General features: G+C 43.0%; 15 protein-coding genes and 1 pseudogene. 3 read left to right on the top strand and 13 right to left on the bottom strand.

What is annotated here, in order from left to right:
• A partial coding sequence (locus tag V7K85_RS22955; protein ID WP_334816868.1) for a high light inducible protein occupies positions 1 to 146 on the bottom strand: 146 nt, incomplete at its 3' end.
• Between the two features lie 91 nt (positions 147 to 237).
• Positions 238 to 450: a high light inducible protein gene (locus V7K85_RS22950; RefSeq protein ID WP_334816860.1), complete on the bottom strand. Its 213-nt coding sequence runs from the start codon at positions 448 to 450 to the stop codon at positions 238 to 240.
• A 732-nt stretch (positions 451 to 1,182) separates the two neighbouring features.
• Between V7K85_RS22950 and V7K85_RS22940 the strand changes: the two genes are divergently transcribed.
• Positions 1,183 to 4,299 (top strand): MFS transporter, encoded by a 3,117-nt coding sequence (locus V7K85_RS22940; protein ID WP_334816858.1) that lies wholly within the window; start codon positions 1,183 to 1,185, stop codon positions 4,297 to 4,299.
• A 67-nt stretch (positions 4,300 to 4,366) separates the two neighbouring features.
• Here V7K85_RS22940 and V7K85_RS22935 read toward each other — a convergent pair whose 3' ends face one another.
• The 3 genes and pseudogenes from V7K85_RS22935 to V7K85_RS22925 form a co-directional block, all read right to left on the bottom strand.
• A complete protein-coding gene (locus V7K85_RS22935) occupies positions 4,367 to 5,197 on the bottom strand; it encodes a dienelactone hydrolase family protein (RefSeq protein WP_334816856.1) in 831 nt (276 codons plus the stop codon).
• Between the two features lie 491 nt (positions 5,198 to 5,688).
• Positions 5,689 to 5,949, bottom strand: a pseudogene (locus V7K85_RS22930) (hypothetical protein); the annotation flags it as partial.
• Between the two features lie 86 nt (positions 5,950 to 6,035).
• Positions 6,036 to 6,659: a class I SAM-dependent methyltransferase gene (locus V7K85_RS22925; protein WP_334816854.1), complete on the bottom strand. Its 624-nt coding sequence runs from the start codon at positions 6,657 to 6,659 to the stop codon at positions 6,036 to 6,038.
• 93 nt (positions 6,660 to 6,752) lie between these two features.
• Between V7K85_RS22925 and hemH the strand changes: the two genes are divergently transcribed.
• Positions 6,753 to 7,919, top strand: coding sequence for a ferrochelatase (gene hemH / locus V7K85_RS22920; protein ID WP_334816852.1), 1,167 nt, complete (start codon positions 6,753 to 6,755; stop codon positions 7,917 to 7,919).
• Between the two features lie 238 nt (positions 7,920 to 8,157).
• Here hemH and V7K85_RS22915 read toward each other — a convergent pair whose 3' ends face one another.
• The 7 genes from V7K85_RS22915 to V7K85_RS22885 form a co-directional block, all read right to left on the bottom strand.
• Positions 8,158 to 8,697 carry a DUF4126 domain-containing protein gene (locus V7K85_RS22915; protein WP_334816850.1) on the bottom strand — a complete coding sequence of 180 codons (540 nt, stop codon included), beginning with the start codon at positions 8,695 to 8,697 and terminating at the stop codon, positions 8,158 to 8,160.
• A 211-nt stretch (positions 8,698 to 8,908) separates the two neighbouring features.
• A complete protein-coding gene (gene purB, locus V7K85_RS22910) occupies positions 8,909 to 10,204 on the bottom strand; it encodes an adenylosuccinate lyase (protein WP_334816848.1) in 1,296 nt (431 codons plus the stop codon).
• Between the two features lie 40 nt (positions 10,205 to 10,244).
• Entirely contained in the window at positions 10,245 to 10,796 is a 552-nt protein-coding gene (locus tag V7K85_RS22905) for a DUF421 domain-containing protein (RefSeq protein WP_334792869.1), read from the bottom strand.
• A 164-nt stretch (positions 10,797 to 10,960) separates the two neighbouring features.
• Positions 10,961 to 11,968, bottom strand: coding sequence for a YihY/virulence factor BrkB family protein (locus V7K85_RS22900; RefSeq protein ID WP_334816846.1), 1,008 nt, complete (start codon positions 11,966 to 11,968; stop codon positions 10,961 to 10,963).
• A 110-nt stretch (positions 11,969 to 12,078) separates the two neighbouring features.
• The gene (locus tag V7K85_RS22895) at positions 12,079 to 12,213 is read right to left on the bottom strand and encodes a hypothetical protein (RefSeq protein ID WP_334816844.1); all 135 of its coding nucleotides are present in this window, start codon (positions 12,211 to 12,213) and stop codon (positions 12,079 to 12,081) included.
• A gap of 506 nt (positions 12,214 to 12,719) precedes the next feature.
• Positions 12,720 to 13,421: a microbial rhodopsin family protein gene (locus V7K85_RS22890; protein ID WP_334816842.1), complete on the bottom strand. Its 702-nt coding sequence runs from the start codon at positions 13,419 to 13,421 to the stop codon at positions 12,720 to 12,722.
• Between the two features lie 471 nt (positions 13,422 to 13,892).
• Complete coding sequence (locus tag V7K85_RS22885; protein ID WP_334816840.1) at positions 13,893 to 15,422, bottom strand: YifB family Mg chelatase-like AAA ATPase; 1,530 nt, start codon at positions 15,420 to 15,422, stop codon at positions 13,893 to 13,895.
• A 221-nt stretch (positions 15,423 to 15,643) separates the two neighbouring features.
• Here V7K85_RS22885 and V7K85_RS22880 point away from each other — a divergent pair, with 221 nt between their 5' ends.
• Positions 15,644 to 16,678: a methyltransferase gene (locus V7K85_RS22880; RefSeq protein WP_334816838.1), complete on the top strand. Its 1,035-nt coding sequence runs from the start codon at positions 15,644 to 15,646 to the stop codon at positions 16,676 to 16,678.
• Between the two features lie 44 nt (positions 16,679 to 16,722).
• Here V7K85_RS22880 and V7K85_RS22875 read toward each other — a convergent pair whose 3' ends face one another.
• Positions 16,723 to 17,427 (bottom strand): DevA family ABC transporter ATP-binding protein, encoded by a 705-nt coding sequence (locus V7K85_RS22875; protein WP_334816836.1) that lies wholly within the window; start codon positions 17,425 to 17,427, stop codon positions 16,723 to 16,725.
• Positions 17,428 to 17,482: the final 55 nt, after the last annotated feature.

Genomic DNA, 17,482 nt, shown 5'->3' with positions numbered 1-17,482 from the left:
TCACGCAGAACGCTATAACCAGCTAAATCCCAAAGCAAATAGGCAATAAAGCCAATTGCTGCCAAGCGACCGTTCCAGATTTCAGCTTGAGGAGTGAAGCCAAACAAAAATGCATTGCGGTCTACGCCGTTGTATTCGGGTGCAATAAGTGGTAAATCAGTAGAAGGAAGGACGGGTTTCTTTAGTAGCCATTTTTTTCTCCAAAATTTAGTAGCTTTTTAGGTGTTTAATTGCTATCTAGTAGCCAATCAGATGTAAAACGTCACGCAGAACGCTATAACCAGCTAAATCCCAAAGCAAATAGGCAATAAAGCCAATTGCTGCCAAGCGACCGTTCCAGATTTCAGCTTGAGGAGTAAAGCCAAAAAGAAAAGCATTGCGATCTACGCCGTTGTATTCTGTTGCAACAGGTGGTAAATCAGTAGAAGGACGAGTTTCTTTAATTGCCATTTTTTTCTCCAAAATTTAGTAGCTTTTTAGGTGTTTAATTTCTATCTAGTAGCCAATCAGATATAAAACGTCATGCAAAACGCTATAGCCGGCTAAATCCCAAAGGAAATAGGCAAGGAAGCCAATGATTGCTAAACGACAGTTTCAGATTTAGGCTTGAGTGTCTAGCCAAACAGAAAATCATTGCGATCGCAACCATTACCTTCTGCTGCAATTATTCCCAAATCTCTGTCTGGAAGAACAAGTTGCCATCTTTGTTATCCTTAACAATTCGTTTGTTAACTTTAATGTACTTGTTAATAACTAAATTGCTTTCTGTCTGTAGGCACAAACTACAGGCACATAATCAACTACATATTGGTATAGATAGATCCACCCTAAGAGGGTGATAAAAAGCAAAATATAAAGAAATGTAACTTTTTAGTAATTAAACTATAATTGCAGAAAAATCAATCGTTAGTAATTAAGCAATTAAAATTAAAAAGTGGCAGCCAAGAATTAGCCAGCTTTTTAAGTTCATACTGAACATTTTCATAGTTAGATAATAAAAGTTATATCTTTTGCTGGATATAGTTTTCAGCCTTTGGAGAGATGCTTTAAACAGCTAAAGTCTACGATTCTGAGCTAAACAGAGTTAGGTATTGCCATAGGTACAGACATAAATACATACTAAGAGTTGCTTCTCAAGAAATTCTTAATTCCCTAAATTAAAACTTAGAACAAGGAAATACAATGTTCCAAAGTACGGAAATCATGGTGGGACTCTACAAACCACTATTGTGGATAGCACAGGTTCCAGTAGAATCCTCAAACGTCACGCCAGCACAGGCATCGGTTCTCACTTCCGGGCCGCGCTTTTTTGTGGCTTTAATCTCCGGCGTGATCCTAGCCTTTGCTTTCCAATTAGTTCTAACTAATCTCTCCCTTGCAGCCGGTATTTCCTACCTGGGGCACTCATCTGACTCGGATTCAGATACTGGGGAAGTCGGAAGTTTGGGCGGTAGCATTCGCAAAATCGGCACCGCAGTGGGGATTTGGACATTAGTCACAGTGACGATCGCCTTATTAATCGCTTCTTTTCTGGCGGTGAAATTGAGCCTTGTAATCTTAGACCCAGTATTGGGAGCGATTCTCGGCTTGGTAATTTGGGGTGCTTACTTTTTGATCCTCGTTTGGGTAAGTTCTACCACCGTAGGTTCCTTAATTGGCTCAGTCGTCAATACGGCAACTTCTGGGTTTCAGGCGATTATGGGGACAGCCACCGCCGCACTGGGCGCAAAAGCTGTCAATAATCAAGTTGTAGCGACGGCTGAAGCTGCGGCTAGCGCTATCCGTCGGGAACTAGGGAGCGCCATCGACCCTACAAGTATCCGGGAGAATATAGAGGATTACTTAGAAAAGCTCCGTCCCCCAGAGCTAGATGTGTCGAAAATTCGGAGTGACTTTGAAAATTTACTCAACGATCCGCAATTAAAAGCGATCGCTGGGACTTCAGACATCCGCAACATCGACCGCCAAAAGTTTATCGAGTTAGTCAGCAGTCGCACCGACCTTTCCAAAAAAGACGTTAGCCGCATTGCTGATACCTTGTATAAAGTATGGCAGCAAGTGGTGAGTCAGCAATCACCCACCCCAGACGGTCTGGGTGAGTTAATGGATTATCTGAAATCAGTTCCAGCAGGACAAAGCAAGACAGATGAACTCAACGCCAAGCTGGATCGGTTAGTAGCAGAAAAGCGTGATTCCAAACAAGCTGACCAAAAGGCGGCTCCAGGGCTAATTCAAAGTACACTCCAGCAAGGACTATCTGCCTTAACTGCCACTGTATTAGGACGGACAGATTTGCCTGATTTGGATGTGGAAAAAATCTTGGGTAGCCTCACCAGTGCCAAAGATAAAGTCACTCAACAAGCCGATAAGCTAGGGTTACCAACACCATCACAACCCTATAGCCCAATTCGGGCTGATGTCGAAAACTACCTGCATAATACTTATGCTTGGCAACTGAGTCCAGAGAAAATCGCTCAGGAATTTCGTGATGTCATCTACGACCCAGCAGCTGACTCAGGAATAGTCAAGAGAGAAGTAGAACGACTATCCCGCAACGATTTCGTCAACATCCTGCAACAGCGGGGACTACTTACCCAAGCCCAAATTCAGCGGATTGCAAATCAGCTAGAAGCTGTCCGCAGAGAGGTGCTGGTGACAGTGACAGCTGCTGAAGAAAGAGAGATAGTCCAAGACTTGCAACGGGCAGTGGAAAGTTATCTGCTCGTTACCCCAAAAGCAGATTTGACAGCCGAAGGCATTGAGAAGAATTTTAAACCACTGTTGCAAGACCCAGATGCAGATTATGAAAGCCTGACATTGCGACTGGCGCACGTTGAACGTCAGGAGATCCGGGAGATATTGCTGCAACGTAATGATGTCCAGCTATATGAAGTAGACAGCATTCTTGATGAGTTGGAAAAACAACGCGATCGCGTCTTGGTAGAATCCAAAGGATTAGCAGAACAGGCACAATATCAAGCAGAAACCCTGTGGCTGAATGTAGAATCATATCTGCGTAATACAGGCAAAGCAGAACTGAATCCTGATGCCATCCGCGCGGAGTTCAAAAAGCTACTGGAAGATCCTCAAGCTGGAATTACCTCAATTCGGGCCCGCTTGTCTCGCTTTGACCGCGATACCTTGGTGCAATTGTTGAGTCAACGGGAAGATTTGAGTGAAGATCAAGTTAATCAAATCATCAATGCTGCTGAGGAGTCGTGGCATAATATTCGCCACACACCCCAAGCTGTTGTGGATAAAGCCAAAGAGCAATACGACTCTGTTACCACCACGATCGCAGATTATCTGCGGAATACTGGTAAACAAGAACTCAACCCTGAAGGTATTCAACGAGATTTGACCAGATTGTTTGAAAATCCCAAGGAGGGAGCCGTCGCACTGCGTCGTCGGTTGTCGCAGGTAGACCGAGATACACTGGTGAAGTTGCTCAGTCAACGCCAAGACTTAAATGAAGAACAAGTCAATGAAATCATTGATTCCACGCAAAATTCGATTCGCAACTTTGTCCGTGCGCCTCGTCGCCTAGCTACCCGCACACAGCAAAGAATAGAAACATTCAAAGGTAATGTGGAAGAGTATCTGCGGCAAACTGGCAAAGAAGAACTCAATCCAGAAAGTATCAAGCGCGACTTGCAATTATTGTTGCATGATCCACGAGTTGGGGTGGAAACTTTTAGCGATCGCCTTTCCCATTTTGACCGTTCTACGATCATCGCCCTGCTAAAAATTCGGGAAGATATTTCTGATGAGGAAGCGGCACGGATTGCCGATAACATGGTGTCCGTAAGGGATCAATTTGTAGAACAAGTGCGGAACATCCAACGAGGCATTCAAGATGCAATTGATGGGGTTTTCGGCCGCATCCGTAACTATCTTAACTCCTTGGATCGTCCGGAACTTAACTATGATAGTATCAAGCGCGATATTCGCACAGTTTTTGACGATCCCCAGGCGGGGTTTGATGCTCTGCGCGATCGCTTATCTTCTTTTGATCGTGAGACCCTAGTGGCAATTATGAGTTCTCGTGAGGACATCTCTGAGGAAGATGCCAACGGTATCATCGACCAAATTGAACGGGCCCGCAATACAGTATTGCAACGTGCAGAACGTATACAGCAAGAAGCACAACGCCGCTTAGAACAGGTGAAGCTTCAAGCACAGCGGCAAGCTGAAGAAACCCGCAAAGCCGCAGCTACAGCCGCATGGTGGCTATTTGCCACAGCATCAGTTTCCGCGGTTTTCTCTGCATTAGGAGGAGCGATCGCTGCAAAGCCATAGTTTAACAAGTTTTCTCCGCTAACTTTTAAGCCTCCTGCTATCGGAGGCTTTTTTTTGTTCCGCAGACTTATACGCCATGCTGCTTAAACCATGCCAAAAGACGTTTCCAACCTTCTTTGGCTTCTTTCTCGTGGTAGGAGGGGCGATAATCGGCAAAAAATGCGTGGGGTGCATCGGGATAGACGATAATTTCAGATTTGCTGCTGCTAGACTTGAGGCGATCGCGCATTTGCTCTACTGTATCAAGGGGAATACTCGGATCTTTCCCACCATAAAGTCCGAGAACTGGGACTGTCAGTTTTGATGCAATATCGATGGGATACTTGGGCTGAAGTTCGGTAGCATCGCCCACCAGTCGTCCATACCAAGCCACACCTGCCTTCACCTTGGGATTGTGTGCTACATATAACCAGGTAATCCGCCCACCCCAGCAGAAGCCTGTAATTGCCAATTTATCGGCATTACCTTTAGCTGATTTCACCGCCCAGTCTACCGTGGCATCGAGATCAGATAGCACCTGGGCATCTGGCACTTTGGCTACAATTGGGCGAATTTGGTCTATGCTGCTTAACTTCGAGACATCGCCTTGACGCACAAATAATTCCGGTGCGATCGCTAAGTACCCTAACTTGGCAAAGCGACGAGTGATATCTTGAATATGCTCGTGTACACCAAAGATTTCTTGGATCACCAGAACAATGGGGAAATTTTCACCAGTGGTAGGTGCTGCTCTATAGGCAGGAATTTCCCCATCTTTGACGGGAATTTTCACCGCACCAGCTACCAACCCCTTAGCATTGGTGGTGATGACTTCGGCAGAAATGGGTTGTACTGCGAGGGCAAAACCCGTCGCCACAGTGGCTGTTGCAATAAATTTGCGGCGTGTTATTTCTTGCATTATCTCTACTTTACAATTGGCGAAAACTTTATTATTGCTTATCCGTACAGTACTACAATGTAAATACTACAGTTGATAAATCAGTTTACCGTAATATTGGCTTTGTTTGCTACCTCAGTTTTCGCCTGTATAGAAATAGCGATCGCTATATAAAAAGTAACCCTTCATAGGATCTGAAGCATTACATTGACGGTGATAATCTGAATTTAATACTTGACATCACTGCTGAACAAAGAGCGATCGCCTTATTTTTCCCGATTTATCTAATCTTTTCCACCAGCTAACTGACTGAGATAATCATCCATAATCGCTGGTAATTCCTTTGGCGAATAAGTATATGTTAAAGCCAGTAAACTACTAGTAGCTGTAATCAAAATCTGGCTTTTATCTATAGCAATACTAAATTATTTATGAGAAATAAAATCGCTAAAAAACCTATAATTACATACTTTTAATCTCCGTATTTTATCACGTTTCAATTCTGATTGCTATAGCATTCCAGACAACTGAGAGCGAGTAAATTTACCTTTGATCACTTCCTCACTGGCATCTGCGATCGCATCAGAAATAATTTCCTCTTCTATCAAGTTTCCCCATTCATCTAAATTAATATAATAAGATTTTTTATGATATTTGATATTCAGCTTTTTAATTTATCGGATGGAATTACGAATAGAAGCTGCCCATGAACCAGTTAATCACTGTTCTACTTGATTCTTAATCAAATGAATCAACAGGATGTTTAAATAAGCACTTGAGTGGACTTACGCTATTAGCCAAAAAATTTATTTCTTGGCGGAATATTAGGCAAATGCAAGATAAAACTAAAGTGTATCCTTCACTTCTTCGCCTGTATCACTTGCAAACTACCACCAGAATATAAAGTTTGCTCACTCGCTTTAAACCCAGTCTCAGTTAACAACTTAGCCAAATCAGTTTTCAACAATTCCCAAGCTGTCTCCGTCTCAAACAACAGCAAAAACACTGATACCCCAGGCCAAAATATCGGATTCGTCGGAGCATGAAAATCCACCAGTGTAAATACCCCTCCTGGCTTCAACACCCGATAAACTTCATTAATAATTTTTCGCAATTGCTGAGGCTGCATCTCGTGTAATGCAACGCTGGTATGCACTACATCAAACAGATTATCTGCAAATGGCATCTTCTCAGCAAAAGCTTCGACATAGGAAGCTAATGGTACATTTTGCTGTGCCCGTTGCAAAGACTTGGGTGAGGCATCCAATCCTGTTACATTTTGTGAAAATTCTACCAAAAATTGCGTCGTTTGACCACTGCCGCAACATAAATCTAAGACCTGAGTATCTGAGTGAATTGTTAAGCCTTGCAAAGCAAGTTGCCGAAAACGGGCTTCACCACCTACACTTAAGGCTGCTAAACGTGAAATACCATCATACAGCCACTGATAGCGGTAACTCCAATCCCTTAAAATTGTTGCCATTGCATATTTCCTTGCTATTTAGCTTTATATTTAATAAAGATATATTGTTAACATTAGTAAAAAACCTGAAAAGATTGGGGGAAAGTTACTGCTATGGGTCGTGTAGGCGTCTTATTACTCAATCTCGGTGGCCCCGATAAGCTAGAGGATGTTGGGCCGTTTTTGTACAACCTGTTTTCCGATCCGGAAATTATTCGCCTACCATTTCGCTGGTTGCAAAAGCCCCTAGCCTGGTTTATTGCCTCAAGGCGAATCAGAACATCTAAAGAGAATTATAAGCAAATCGGTGGTGGTTCCCCACTGCGGCGGATCACAGAAGCGCAAGGGGAAGCCCTAAAAGAACAGTTAGGTTATTTGGGACAAGAAGCCAATATCTACGTGGGAATGCGTTATTGGCATCCTTATACAGAAGAGGCGATCGCACAGATCACTCAAGATAATATAGAACACCTGGTAATCTTACCATTATATCCCCAGTTTTCTATCAGTACCAGTGGTTCCAGCTTCCGGCTTTTAGAAAAGCTTTGGCAAGAAGACCCAAAACTTCAACCCATTGATTACACCGTCATTCCTTCCTGGTACAAACAACCAGGCTACCTTCAAGCAATGGCGGAACTCGTAGCCCAGGAACTCGAACAGTTTCCTAATCCAGACGAGGTTCATATCTTCTTCAGCGCTCACGGCGTTCCTAAAAGCTATGTTGAGGAGGCTGGCGACCCTTACCAGCAAGAAATTGAGGAATGTACTGCCCTGATTATGCAAACCCTCAATCGGCCTAATGTCCACACCTTAGCTTATCAAAGTCGCGTCGGTCCAGTAGAATGGCTCCAACCCTATACTGAGGATGCCCTTAAAAAACTAGGTGCAGAAGGCGTGAAAGATTTGGTTGTCGTGCCTATCAGTTTTGTCTCAGAGCATATAGAGACACTACAAGAAATTGATATTGAGTATCGGGAAGTAGCCGAAGAATCAGGAATTCACAATTTCCGTCGCGTTCCTGCTCCCAATACCCATCCGGTATTTATTAATGCACTGGCAGACCTAGTGATTGATGCGCTGAAAAACCCCAGTTTCAAGCTTTCGCAAGCTGCCCAAATGAAAAAAATGGTGAAAATGTATCCCCAAGAGCGTTGGGAATGGGGTCTGACTACTAGCGCTGAAGTATGGAATGGTCGGATTGCCATGTTGGGCATCATTGCCTTAATCATCGAGTTGATTACCGGTCACGGTTTCTTGCATATGATTGGACTTTTGCAGTAAATGAAAGGAGTTAGGAGTTAAGAGTTAAGAGTTAGGAGTTAGGAGTTAAGAGTTAGGAGTTAAGCTGTTCCACAAATAACTTTGTATATATTGGACGGGCGAGACGCCCACCCCACAAGAAATGTACAATTTCAGATTATGCAAATTAGATGTGGTTTAGCTTAGGAGTTTTAAATTTTCCTCCCTAACTCTTGACTCTTAACTTCTATCTTCATTCCTAACTTCTCACTTTTAACTCCTAACTTTTGTGCCAATACCAGTCATACCACTGCTTTGCACTACGAACTGCAAACCAGAGCAGTATTAAAGCAATTAATCCTCCTTGCCAGGGAGCATGAAAGGCAAAAAGTACTAGAATAATACATAAGCTATCTTGAAGAAAGACTGCCCACAACGGTAAGCCACGTAACCGATAAAACCAACCAACTTGAACTAGCTGAAGTACCAAAGCTAACAAACCCCCAATTAAGCCAATCAGCCAGTTTGGCGTTGCTGTTGCGGTAGCTACTGCTAAACCCATAATTGCTCCCACGAGGGGAGACATTAATAACTGAAATAGTTGTAGCAATCTTTGCCCCCGTAGCTTTTTTGAGGCTAATAATTCAATTAACGACCAACTGGTGAGGCAGCTTAATAATATTGGTGGAGATATGTGAGATAAAATTGGAACTTGCGACCACAAGTTACTACCCTGCAACAATCCAATGAGCAGCAGAGGTGTACTTATTCTCATTCCTGCTGCCGCAGAAGCTGAAAGTGTGGCTAGGATTTCAATCATCAAGGCACTCGAAACACTAATAAATATGTAGATATTTGTTATTTATACTACCCAGTACTGGCAAAATTCCAGCACCAAACTGACAGTCTTCAGCAATGCAATATTAAATATTTTTGCTATCTTCATATATTCTTTTTTGACAACATTTGCGTATTTGTTGGGTAACAGATTAGTAGTAAGCGCTGAAGCGCTCACTACAAGCAAATTAATCCTAAATACCCAACCTTTGGTAAACTTCTTCTAAATGTTGGAGATGCTGCTGGGGGTCAAAACATACATCTAGTTCTGCTGGAGACAACTTTTGGGTAACACGAGAGTCTTTGCTAATTAAGTCGTGAAAATTGCCTTCTGGCTTATTCCAAGTAGCATGAGCGTTTTCTTGAACGATCGCATAAGCCTCTTCACGGCTGCTTCCCTTGTCTATTAAAGCAAGTAGCACTTTTTGGCTGAACACAACGCCGCCATAACAGTTGAGATTTCGTTCCATGTTCTCAGGATAGACCAACAGGTTTTTCACCAAGTCGGTTATTTCTACCAACATAAAATGTGTCAAAGTGCAAGCATCTGGCAAAATTACCCGTTCTACAGAACTGTGGGAAATGTCCCTTTCATGCCAGAGAGCAACGTTTTCCAAAGCTGCACCGGCATGACTTCTGACGAGTCGCGCCATTCCCGTCAGCCGTTCCGAACGGATGGGATTACGCTTGTGTGGCATTGCGGAGGAACCTTTTTGACCTTTGGCGAAGAATTCTTCAACTTCTAGAACGTCTGTTTTTTGCAGATTGCGAATTTCTACAGCAAAACGTTCGATGGATGCGGCTACCAAAGCTAATTGTTGCACATAGTCAGCGTGGCGATCACGGGAAATAACTTGTGTTGAGGCTGTATCGGGTTTGAGTCCGAGTTTTTGGCAAGTGATCGCTTCTACACGCGGTTCAACATTCGCATAGGTTCCTACTGCACCAGAAATCTTACCCACGGCAATAGTTTGGTGGAGTATTCTCAGGCGTTCTTGGTGTCGCAACACTTCTGCTAACCAACCAGCTAGCTTGAAACCAAAAGTGATCGGTTCAGCGTGAATACCATGCGATCGACCAGCCATGACTGTATGACGATGTTCCTGTGCTTTTTGGCGAATTACCTGAATCAATTCTTCCAGACGTTGCAATAATATATCCAGGCTGGCAACCAATTGCAATGCTAAAGCTGTATCCAAAACATCCGAACTGGTTAAACCCAGGTGAATGTAGCGTCCGGCATCACCTACATATTCATTGACATTTGTCAAAAAAGCAATAACATCGTGGCGGACTACAGCCTCAATTTCCAGCACCCTATCGGGGTCAAAATCTGCCTTGGCCTTAATTTCCTCAACCGCCTGAGATGGAATATAACCTAGTTCAGCTTGAGCCTCACAAACAGCAATTTCGACTTGCAGCCAAGTTTTTAGCTTATAGGCTTCACTCCAGAGATTAGCCATTTCGGGCAAAGTATAACGCTCAATCACAGTTCGGCACAGAATACAACCGTCATATTTTACAGTTTAATTAATGTAGATCACTTTTTAACGCTGTTTTTTGCTCAGGGACGGAACTAGTTTTTGAATTTGAGGTAATGATACTAATCCTACCGTCAGCCTCTATATATGCAAACTTCACATCTGCTAAAAATTCCACACCTTGCTGACGTAACTTGCTCATTAACTCATCGTCTGTAATTAACTCTCGTTGCAAATGACGCTGAATCATCCGACCATTTTTTACCAGTAGCAGTGGTGGCTGATTCATAAAACGTTGGAACTGGGGTATTTTGTAGCCTAACCAGTTCAGCAAATAGCTCCAAAAAATTACAGTTCCTACTAGAATCGCGCCCTCAGTAATCGATGTATAATTACTTGCCATAGCGTTTTGGGCAGCTTCAGCAAATAGCACAACTACTAGTAAATCACTTATTCCTAGTGTTCCTAATTGTCGGCTAGGAAGGAAACGTAGGACTGAAAATAGTGCTAAATATACCAGTGAACCACGGATAATCAACTCTAAGACGCTAATGCTAGGAACAAAGATTGACTGCCAATTGATAAAAAACCATTTTTCCATCAGCACTGATTTTCTTCCTTTCTCAATAGATTCTGGAAAAAATCCAGTATCAAGTTATTTATCTGTGGTGTTATTTCATAAACCTGACTTTTATTAGAGGTTAAATCCTTCAATATTTCTCAGATTTACAAATATAAAATCCCAGTATTCCGAGATTAAAATCGCTAATCTTTTCTTCTATTTTTTGAGCGTTTTGGCTTCTTAAAAGACTGGAATAAGCGATTAATCAAGTTAGAAGATGGCTTTTTATTTGTGGACGATCGCCCCGTTGGATTTGTGCCATTATCTTTGGTGTTATCAGACAGAGGTATGGCATCCTTAGTTGGGACTATGCCGCTTCCGTACCTTCTGGCATAAACTTGGGTAAACTCTGCACCGAAGAAAAGAATCTGTGCGGCATAGTTAACCCAAGCTAAAAGCACTACCAGTGAACCAGCAGCACCGTAGGTTGAACCAAAACTGCCATTACCTAGATATTGTCCTAATAAAAACCTACCGATAGAGAACAAAAATGAGGTAATAACAGATCCAATAAAAACATCATTCCAAGTAATTTTGACATCTGGCAGAACTTTGAAAATTAACCCAAATAGTGCTGTAGTGATCGAAAAAGATAAAACAAAGTTAACTATTCGCCAGAGGAAATCAACACCGGGTAGGATGTTGCCAAAGTATTTTACTAATGCTGCTAACCCCGTACTAATTACCAGAGAAACTAAAAGTAGAAAGCCAATCCCGATCACCATTGCAAAGGACAAAAAGCGTAGGCGAATCATGTTATTTACGCCGCGTCCGGGTTTCGGTTTGACTTCCCAAATCGTGTTGAGGGAATCTTGCAACTCGGTAAATAAACCAGTAGCACCCACTAGCAAAACTACAACACTAATAATGGAAGCGATCGCTCCTGTCTGTGGTTTATTAGCATTCTGAATGGCTGTTTGGATAAATGCCGCGCCATCTTTACCGACTAAACCTTGAATTTGTCCAACGATTTGACCCCTTGCCGCCTCTTCTCCAAATACTACCCCTGCGATCGCAATTACAATAATCAACAACGGTGCAATGGAAAAAATTGTGTAGTAAGCTAACGCCGCCGCTAACCGTGAAGCTTTATCATCACTCCATTCTTTGAATGTCTCTTGTAATAATTTCCAAATCGCCTGTAAATTCATCCAATCTGTCTCCTTAGGGGATGTCGCTTACTTCCTGATATATTTGATACTTATTTCTGAAGTAACGGCATCCACCCAAGGGAGTTTGTGTAGTGTCCTGAAGGAAGAATTTAGTAGAGTCGATAATTTCCTTGACGGCAATATCTATAAATAATTTGCTTTTTGGTAGACAATAGGTAGTGCGATCGCTTTCGTATATAAAATGCAGTGAAAGCGATCGCATGATTGCTTGATTGATTAGTCATTAGTCATTAGTAAGAGCACTTTTGAAGTGCATACCCCGCCTCTTATAGCGCGAAAAAACTTTCTTATATCAGACTAATTCAAACCCAATACGGTTCAGTTAAGGCTAAAACTCTTTGTCAAAGTCAGTTTTTTTAACGAACCGCAGAGGCACAGAGAAGCCAGTGCGTTGGGCGGGTTAAGAGACTTGTTCGCGCAGCGTCTCCCCTTCTCCCAAAGGGAGAGGCTAGCGCCAAGGGAGAAGCAACTGGCGCGACACAGAGAGAAGAAAAAAATGCTTAACTGAACTGTATTGAATTCAAACCACGTTCAAGAGTAGGCCTGGTATCTCAAGGACTAATGACTAAAGACTAAGCGCAAAGTCTGAGCAGAGGTTTCCTCTGCTCAGACTTTGTTAAGAATGACTAATAACTCCGCGCAACGGTTTGATTCCCCTAATATTGTTTCGCTAAAATTCGGGGTTTCTTTATCGGTTAGCTATCTAAAACATCGGACTGAAAATTTATACTTACTCATATAACAGTTCCGATTCAATAACCGATTCTCCTGCCTGTTCTAAATTACGTAGGGTGTTTAATGACAGAAAACCAAACCCGACTTTAGAGGCAATATCTAGTAGCGTATAACCCATTGTTTCCCCACCTTGACCTAAAGCGTTAAACCCTTCTGGACTAAGAATCCACACAATTGGATAGAGTGTCCACAATACCAGATGCACAGTCACCAGCTTACGGAATGCTTGCTTGGATCTGGGATGTTTGCGTTCTGCCTCAATCCGGTAGGGCTTCACTAATAAGTAGAAAACCGCGAGGTAAGCACCACAACTCACAATATACCAGATGTAGCTGATCGGCTTGGGTGAAACTGTGGCGAGGAAGCCAGTGGCAAGCATGTAGGCGTTTGCTCCTAGCAAGCTACCTGTAATCAGCAGGCTCGTTCTTCCCAAGAAAGTCAGATCTAATAACAACAGCGGCGTTGAGCAAAACCAAGTGACAAATCGCACCCAATAAGTTGGACGATCATTGATGATGTTAACTCCTTGACCGAGTGCCATTGCTAAGTACAGCCCACTAGCAATCAAACAAATGAAAAAATTAAGTGTATACAGTATTTTCCAGCGTTCGTTTTTACCATTGTGTGCGCCTACTCCGAAAAAAGCACAACCCAGTGCCATACTGATGACACCAATCCACAGCCAAGTTTCAACCATAAATATTTTCCAGCTTTTTGGTAACTCTTAATGATCAATGGCTAATGAGAACTTTTACTAGTTAACTTTATTTGTTTTCGCTTGCCCGGAAACTATTATTTGTATTTTTTATTATGCCAGTCTTAATAATTAAAAAAATGTTTCTTAATGGACATTTTAGATTAATAAAAAATCTGTAAAAATCTGATTTAAATACAATCAAAAATTAAACTTTGGTAGTTTGCACTTTAGTACAGCACAAGCAGTCTTCTCTAAACCCTTCTCTCTAAGGTAGACTCATATAGAATATGAATTGAAAATTTGCCATTGCTGAATTTAGGTATGAAATTTAAAAATTCCACATTTTAAACTCTTATTCTCTGTGCCTCTGTCTTGAAAAGTTCTGATCTAAGGAAGCCTGAACTTCTGACTTGTCGCTGCGTCTGGAGCGTGAGGCTAATTCATACTCTCATTCAGCAACGCCGAAAATTTTTACTGCATTCTATCGATTGTGCGATATTGAATTGCTTCCGCTACATGATTGGTTTTTAGTTCATCTTCTCCCGCTAAATCTGCAATAGTCCGCCCTACTTTGAGAATGCGATCGCTTGCTCTTGCCGATAAACCTAATTTTCTAATTGCTACTTCTAATAAACTGCGACTAGCATCATTTAGCTTGCACCATTTCTGGAGATGACGACTCTGCATGTGAGCATTGCAACGCAGATTTGGTTCTTCTTGAAAGCGGGTAATTGCGCGATCGCTTGCTTGTTGAACCCTTTGTAGCACTGATGTTGATGCTTCTCCGGTAGGTTGTTGGGTAATTTCTTCTGGTTTTAAGCGATTCACCGCAACTTGTAAATCAATTCGATCCATCAACGGCCCAGAAAGCTTTGCCCAATATTGCTCGCGTTGGCGGGGAGAACAAGTACATTGTTGGATGGTATCGCCATAATAACCGCATGGACAGGGATTGGTACTCGCTACCAAAGTAAACTGCGCGGGAAACGTTACCGATAGTTTGGTGCGGGAAATTGTGACGTAGCCATCTTCTAAAGGTTGACGCAGAAATTCCAATACATCTCGCTTAAATTCTGTCAACTCGTCAAGAAAAAGTACACCTCTGTGAGATAATGAGATTTCTCCAGGACGAGGAAAGCTACCGCCACCCACAAGAGAAGGCCCGGATGCTGAGTGGTGGGGGCTGCGAAAAGGGCGATCGCGTACTAACGAACCGCGATTTTTCAATAAACCAGCCACCGAATGGATGCGAGTCACTTCTAAAGATTCGGCAAAACTTAGGGGCGGCAAAATTCCTGGTAAGCGCCGTGCTAACATGGTTTTCCCACTACCAGGCGGCCCGACAAAAATTAAATTATGCCCACCAGCAGCAGCAATTTCTAAAGCACGACGCGCATGAGCTTGTCCTTTAACATCATGCAAATCTGCACCAGGGTAGGATACTGTTGCTATCTCCGTTGTGTGATCGATCTGCACAGGTTTGTAACGCCCCGGATTATTTAAAAAATCCACTACATCAGACAGATGTTTGCAGCCGTAAACAGCCAAGTCTTGAACCACTGCGGCCTCTTGGGCATTATCAGCAGGGATAACCAAGCCTGCAATTCCCATCTTTTGGGCAGCTGCTGCGATCGGTAAGACACCAGCCACCGGACGCAAACTGCCATCCAGAGAGACTTCGCCCAAGAATAGATAATCTCCCAACAAATCAGCGCTAACTTGCTCAGAAGCCGCCAAAATTCCCACACTAATAGGCAAATCGAAACAGGGGCCTTCTTTCCGTAAATCTGCCGGAGTTAAATTGATCACAATTTTTCGCATGGGAAAGGCAAAACCTGCATTCTTCAGCGTTGCTTTGACTCTTTCTCTGGATTCTTGAATCGCTGAATCTGGCAGTCCCAAGACAACTATTCCCGGTAATCCCCCTGACACATCGACTTCCACGCCTACTTTGACGGCATCGATGCCCACAATTGATGCACTCCAGACTCTGGCAAGCATTTATTATATAATAGTAAACCTTTCAAATCTTTAGCAGATAAGTTGGTAGATTGGCATTAGTGAAACCACAGAGACGATTTTCCGAGCAAAATAGTTAATGTGTTTTCGTCTGCGATACGCGCAGCGTCAAGCCAGAGGCTTATCGCCCCCGTGGTCGGATATGATTGAGTTGTGGTTGTGTACACCCACAAATCCAGAACTTTGAAAAGAATTTGCAGAATATGAATTCACTCGAACCAAGCATAAGTACTGAAGTTCCTGCATCTGATGTTATGCTCCAGATGATTTCTGGCTTTTGGGTCTCACGGGCAATCCACGCTGCTGCTAAACTTGGTATTGCTGACTACCTCAAGGAACAGCCAAAGACAGTAGAGGAACTAGCTGCAATCACTGATACTCACGTACCATCTTTGTACAGATTACTGCGTGCGCTTGCCAGTGTGGGTATATTTGCTGAAGATGACGATCATCGATTTGGCTTAACACCCTTGGCTGCGACGTTACAAACGGATGTTCCTGGTTCTTTGCGTTTTTTTGCCATTTCTGAACTGGGACAAGCGCACTACTTAGGCTGGGATAACCTGCTACATAGCATCAAAACTGGTGAGATTGCGTTTGACCACATCGCTGGAATGAGTGTTTGGGAGCATTACCTTAAAAACTCCGAAGCTGGCAAGTTATTTAATTGTGCCATGACAAGTCTAACAGCTTCCATTTTGGAAGCAATTATTTGCAGTTATGACTTCTCAGCATTCAACACTGTTGTTGATGTGGGAGGAGGTCAGGGTAGTTTGGTGACTAGCATCCTTAAAGCTTATCCGACTGTAAAAGGCATTGTCTTTGATATACCAACGGTGATAAAAGAAGCAAAATCTCGCCTGCAAGCACAAGGTTTTGTAGATCGCTGTACGGTAGTGTCGGGGAACTTCTTTGAGTCAGTAACAGCAGGTGGTGATGCTTACCTTCTCAAGCACATCATTCATGACTGGGATGAGGAAAAAGCGATCGCTATTCTCAAAAACTGTCATCAGGCAATGTCACAGCATGGTAAACTCCTGCTGTTTGAGACAGTAATTCCTCCTGGAAATGCATCTTCTTTCGGTAAATTGCTTGACCTCAATATGCTAGTTATGACTGGTGGACGCGAACGCACAGAGGAGGAATATCAAGTGCTACTGCTTCATGCTGGCTTCCAACTTACCCAAGTTATTCCAACCCCGTCACCAATTAGCGTTATTGAGGCGCTAAAAATTTAGAGGACAAAGTTTAACCCAACTTCCCCCGGCAGATTTAATCATTCCTAACTAACTGCAACAACAGCACCGTCATTTACTAACTTCCCATCTTCCATGTAGACGATGCGATCGGCAATATCTAGAATGCGGTTGTCATGAGTAACTAAGAGAATAGTACAATCCTGTTCTTTAGCTAGTGTTTGCATAAGGTTGACCACATCTCGTCCCGATTTACTGTCAAGGGCGGCGGTGGGTTCATCGGCTAAGACAATTTTGGGACGACCAACTAGAGCACGAGCGATCGCAACTCTTTGTTTTTGTCCCCCAGATAAATCATCAGGATAATAATTGAGGCGCTCTCCTAATCCTACCTCCTCTAACATTTGGGCTGACCGGCTTTTCATTTCTGCCGGCGAAATATTATTATGCACTTCCAAGCCCATTCTGACGTTCTGGAGTACTGTCAGGCTACCGTGCAAGTTGTGCGCTTGGAAAATATAACCGTTATTGCGTCGCGCTTGGGTAAGTTGTGTTTTTTTAGCGCCACACAGTTCTTGTTCCAATATCTGCAAACTGCCAGATTGGGCAGAACGCAAGCCGCCGACTAAGGTGAGAAGTGTAGTTTTACCAGAACCAGAAGGCCCAGTCATAATAATAATTTCGCCGGCGTTAATCTCTAGGTTGATATCAAAGAGAACTTGCTTGCGGAGTTGACCATGACCGAAGTAGTGGTCGAGATTTTTAACAGAGATAACGGATTGACTAGTCATAAATAGCTTGATTACTGATGATGCTCGTCATTTGTCCTTTGCAAATGACAAATGA

This window comes from Nostoc sp. (genome assembly GCF_036917615.1).
Classification (GTDB): domain Bacteria; phylum Cyanobacteriota; class Cyanobacteriia; order Cyanobacteriales; family Nostocaceae; genus Nostoc.
Note: the sequence above shows the minus strand (reverse complement) of the source record. Positions and strands in the feature narration are given on the sequence as shown.

Excerpts from the sequence above, each read along its gene's own strand:
- V7K85_RS22950 (WP_334816860.1), bottom strand. The coding sequence starts at position 450 with ATGGCAATTAAAGAAACTCGTCCTTCTACTGATTTACCACCTGTTGCA.
- V7K85_RS22940 (WP_334816858.1), top strand. The coding sequence starts at position 1,183 with ATGTTCCAAAGTACGGAAATCATGGTGGGACTCTACAAACCACTATTG.
- V7K85_RS22935 (WP_334816856.1), bottom strand. The coding sequence starts at position 5,197 with ATGCAAGAAATAACACGCCGCAAATTTATTGCAACAGCCACTGTGGCG.
- V7K85_RS22925 (WP_334816854.1), bottom strand. The coding sequence starts at position 6,659 with ATGGCAACAATTTTAAGGGATTGGAGTTACCGCTATCAGTGGCTGTAT.
- hemH (WP_334816852.1), top strand. The coding sequence starts at position 6,753 with ATGGGTCGTGTAGGCGTCTTATTACTCAATCTCGGTGGCCCCGATAAG.
- V7K85_RS22915 (WP_334816850.1), bottom strand. The coding sequence starts at position 8,697 with ATGATTGAAATCCTAGCCACACTTTCAGCTTCTGCGGCAGCAGGAATG.
- V7K85_RS22905 (WP_334792869.1), bottom strand. The coding sequence starts at position 10,796 with ATGGAAAAATGGTTTTTTATCAATTGGCAGTCAATCTTTGTTCCTAGC.
- V7K85_RS22900 (WP_334816846.1), bottom strand. The coding sequence starts at position 11,968 with ATGAATTTACAGGCGATTTGGAAATTATTACAAGAGACATTCAAAGAA.
- V7K85_RS22895 (WP_334816844.1), bottom strand. The coding sequence starts at position 12,213 with ATGACTAATCAATCAAGCAATCATGCGATCGCTTTCACTGCATTTTAT.
- V7K85_RS22890 (WP_334816842.1), bottom strand. The coding sequence starts at position 13,421 with ATGGTTGAAACTTGGCTGTGGATTGGTGTCATCAGTATGGCACTGGGT.
- V7K85_RS22885 (WP_334816840.1), bottom strand. The coding sequence starts at position 15,422 with ATGCTTGCCAGAGTCTGGAGTGCATCAATTGTGGGCATCGATGCCGTC.
- V7K85_RS22880 (WP_334816838.1), top strand. The coding sequence starts at position 15,644 with ATGAATTCACTCGAACCAAGCATAAGTACTGAAGTTCCTGCATCTGAT.
- V7K85_RS22875 (WP_334816836.1), bottom strand. The coding sequence starts at position 17,427 with ATGACTAGTCAATCCGTTATCTCTGTTAAAAATCTCGACCACTACTTC.